The organism is Roseateles sp., from assembly GCF_036486225.1.
GTDB lineage: Bacteria > Pseudomonadota > Gammaproteobacteria > Burkholderiales > Burkholderiaceae_C > Roseateles.
In genome coordinates this window covers 1-3,544 of sequence record NZ_DASVNZ010000285.1, presented here as the reverse complement: position 1 = coordinate 3,544, position 3,544 = coordinate 1, and the positions used below count along the sequence as shown (strand labels likewise).

3 protein-coding genes are annotated in these 3,544 nt (G+C 70.2%); 1 reads left to right on the top strand and 2 read right to left on the bottom strand.

Going from position 1 to position 3,544, the window contains the following annotated elements; all coding sequences use genetic code 11:
• The coding region (locus VF536_RS18630) for a heavy metal translocating P-type ATPase (RefSeq protein ID WP_331616355.1) at window positions 1-1,394 on the bottom strand (1,394 nt) is incomplete at its 3' end.
• A 259-nt stretch (window positions 1,395-1,653) separates the two neighbouring features.
• On the opposite strand from VF536_RS18630, the gene VF536_RS18625 reads away from it, so the two are divergent.
• A complete protein-coding gene (locus VF536_RS18625; RefSeq protein WP_331616354.1) occupies window positions 1,654-1,848 on the top strand; it encodes a heavy-metal-associated domain-containing protein in 195 nt (64 codons plus the stop codon).
• Window positions 1,849-1,863: 15 nt separating this feature from the next.
• Here the strand turns inward: VF536_RS18625 and VF536_RS18620 are convergent.
• A partial coding sequence (locus VF536_RS18620) for a xanthine dehydrogenase family protein molybdopterin-binding subunit (RefSeq protein WP_331616353.1) occupies window positions 1,864-3,544 on the bottom strand: 1,681 nt, incomplete at its 5' end.

Below are 3,544 nucleotides of genomic sequence, written 5' to 3'. Positions count from 1 at the left end.
CCCATCTGCAGCGCCGCCGCGAGGCCGAGCGCGTCGGCCTCGCCCACGCCGGGCGTCGCGACGAAATCCGTCAGCCGCGGCTTGCCTTCCGTCAGCGTGCCGGTCTTGTCGAACACCACCAGCTCGACGCGCCGCGCCTGCTCGAGCGCCTCCGCGTCCTTGATCAGCAGACCGCGCCGCGCGGCGACGCCGGTGCCCACCATGATCGCCGCCGGCGTGGCCAGCCCGAGCGCGCAAGGGCAGGCGATCACCAGCACGGCGACGGCGTGGATCAGCGCGCGTTCCCAATCGCCGGTGGACAGTCCCCAGGCCAGCAACGTCACCGCCGCGATGACCAGCACCGCCGGCACGAACACCGCGCTCACCTGGTCCACCAGCCGCTGGATCGGCGCCTTGTGCGCCTGCGCGGACTCGACCAGGCGGACGATGCGCGACAGCGTCGACTCCGCGCCCAGCGCCGTGACTTCGACCAGCAGCAGGCCGTCGCCGTTGACCGCGCCGCCGACGACGTGATCGCCTTCGGCCTTGTCCACCGGCAGGCTCTCGCCGCTGATCAACGACTCGTCGACGGCGCTGCGGCCTTCGCGGATGCGGCCGTCGGCGGGGATGCGCTCGCCCGGACGCACGACTGTCAGGTCCTTCAGCCGCAGCAGCGCGAGCGGGACGTCGACCTCCACCTCGGCGCCGGCGGGACCGCGGCGCACGCGGGCGTGCTCGGGGCGAAGCTGCTTCAGCGCGGCGATCGCGCTGAGCGTCTGACGCTTCGCGCGGCCTTCCAGCCACTTGCCCAGCAGCACCAGGGTGATGACGGCGGCGGCTGATTCGAAGTAGAGCGCCGTGCTCATCGGACCTTGGCGCAGCAGCTCGTAGACGCTGAGGCCGTAGGCTGCGCTGGTGCCCAGCGCGACGAGCAGGTCCATGTTGCCGCTGCGGTCCTTCAGCGCGGCCCAGCCGGCGCGGTAGAAGCGTGCGCCGAGCCAGAACTGCACGGGCGTCGCCAGCGCGAGCTGCCACCATCCGGACAGCATCCAGTGCGCGCCCCAGGCCATGGCGATCATGGGCGCGATCAGCGGCAGGGTCAGCAGCGCGGCGGTGAGTACGGGCCAGCCGGTGGCGGCCCAGGGCGGCGGCGGGGGTGTCGAGTCGTCGTCGGCGACGATCTCGTGGGCCTCGTAGCCGGCCTTGGTGATGGCGGCGACGAGCGTGTCGACGGCGATGCCGGCCGGTGCGCGCACGGTGGCGCTTTCCGTGGCGAGATTGACTTCGGCCGATTCGACGCCGGGCACCTTGCGCAGGGCGCGTTCGACGCGATTGACGCAGCTCGCGCAGGTCATGCCGGACACGGCGAGCTGGCGCTCGCCGGCGGCGGAGGAGGGTGCGGTGGTGGTATTCATGGCGTCAGTCTCAAGCTTGCCATGATGGGAAGGTCAAGGCCATGCCCCGAACGGGAGATTTCACAAAGGCCGAGGCCCGAATATCTCGGTGGTTCGGTCGGAGGGATCCGGTGCCGGCCGACCGATTTGCGGAACATGTGCAGCGTATGAGGGCGGCCGGCACCGGATCCCGCAGACCTGCTCGACCGCCGACCGCTTGACCTTGCCACGATGGCAAGGTTTACGCTTCGGCCTGTTGATTGACCCGAAGGAGTCTGACATGCATGAATTCAAGCTTCCCGACATGAGTTGCGGCCACTGCCGCGCGGCGGTGACCGAGGCTGTCAAGGAGGTTGACGAGCACGCTGCGGTGAACGTCGACCTGGCTCAGAAGACCGTGACGGTGGAGAGCGGTCTGAGTCGCGAGCGGCTGGCGGGCGTGCTCAGCGAGGCCGGCTACCCGCCGGCCTCGTGAGCAGAGAGCGGGCGCTCAGGCCTGCTTGAGCGCTTCGCTGTCGAAAGGCAGCTGGCGCAGCCGTTTCCCGGTGGCCGCGAAGATCGCGTTGGCCACGGCCGGTGCGATCGGCGGGGTGCCGGGTTCGCCGATGCCGCCGGGGGCTTCGTTGCTCTGCACGATGTGCACGTCCACCTTGGGCATCTCGTTCAGGCGCAGCACCGGGTAGTCGTGGAAGTTGCTCTGCTCGACCTTCCCGTCCTTGAAGGTGATGCGTCCGTACAGCGCCGCCGACAGCCCGTAGACCACCGCGCCTTCGATCTGGCGGGCGATGGTCTGCGGGTTGACGGTCTGGCCGCAGTCGACCGCCGCGGTCACGCGGTGGACGGTGATGCCGCCGTCCTTGGCCACGGAGACTTCCGCCACCTCGGCGACCCAGGTGCCGAAGCTTTCCGCCACCGCGACGCCGCGATACCGCCCCTTGGCCGGCGCCCGGTTCCAGCCGGCCTTCTCGGCCGCCAGCAGCAGCACGCCGCGGGCGCGCGGATGTTTCTCGAGCAGCGCCAGCCGGTACTTCAGCGGATCGGTCTTGGCGGCGTGCGCCAGTTCATCGATGAAGCTCTCGATGAAGAACGCGTTCTGCGAATGCCCCACCGAGCGCCAGAACCAGACCTGCGGTCCCGGTTCCGCGCGGCCGTAGGCGATGCGCTGGTTCGGGATCTCGTAGGGATGGTCCGCGAGCCCTTCGACGGCCATCGAATCGACGCCGTTCTCGGGAATCTTCATGAAGCCCGACGCGGCCATGATCGACGGGCTGGCGACATCGGCGCGCAGCATCAGCGGCCGGCCCTTGTCGTCGAGACCCGCCTCGAAACGCACGCGCGAGGTCGGCCGGTAGTAGCCGGCGGCCATGTCGTCCTCGCGAGCGTAGACCAGCTTGACCGGGCTGCCGCTGAGCTTGGACAGCAGCGTCGCGTCGATGGTGAAGTCCGGCGCGAAACGGCGGCCGAAACCGCCGCCCAGCAGCATGGTGTTGACCTTCACCTTGGCCGGCGTGACCTGCGCGACCTGAGACAGGATGCCCTGCGCCGGGCCTTGGCTCTGCGTGCCGGCCCAGATGGTGACCTCGTCGCCCTTGACCCAGGCCAGGCAGTTCAGCGGCTCCATCGCGGCGTGGGCGAGGTAGGGCACGTCGTACTGCGCCGACAGGTTGCGCGCCGCGTTGGCGCTGCCGTCCTTGACGTTGCCTTCCTCGCGCGCGATCGCGGTGGCGTTCTGCAGGCCGTCGTCGAGCGAAGCCGAGACCTTCTCCGACGACAGGTCCGCATGGGCGCCCAGGTCCCACTCGATGCCCAGCGCGTCGCGGCCCTGCTTGGCCGCCCAGTAGCCGTCGGCCAGCACGGCCACGCCCGACGGGATCGCGATGACCTTGCGCACGCCCTTCACGGCCTTGGCCTTGCCTTCGTCGAAGGCCTTGGGCTTGGCGCCGGCGATCGGCGCGCGCGCCATCACCGCGACCAGCAGGCCGTCCACATGCGCGTCGATGCCGAACTTGGCGGTGCCGTTGATCTTGGCCGCGCTGTCCAGCCGGCGCGTCGGCTTGCCCATGATGCGGAAGTCCTTGCGGTCCTTCAGCGCGGGCTTCTCCGGCACCGGCTGCGTCGCCGCGGCCGCGACCAGCGAGCCGTAGGTGGCCTTGCGGCCGTTCGGGCCGATC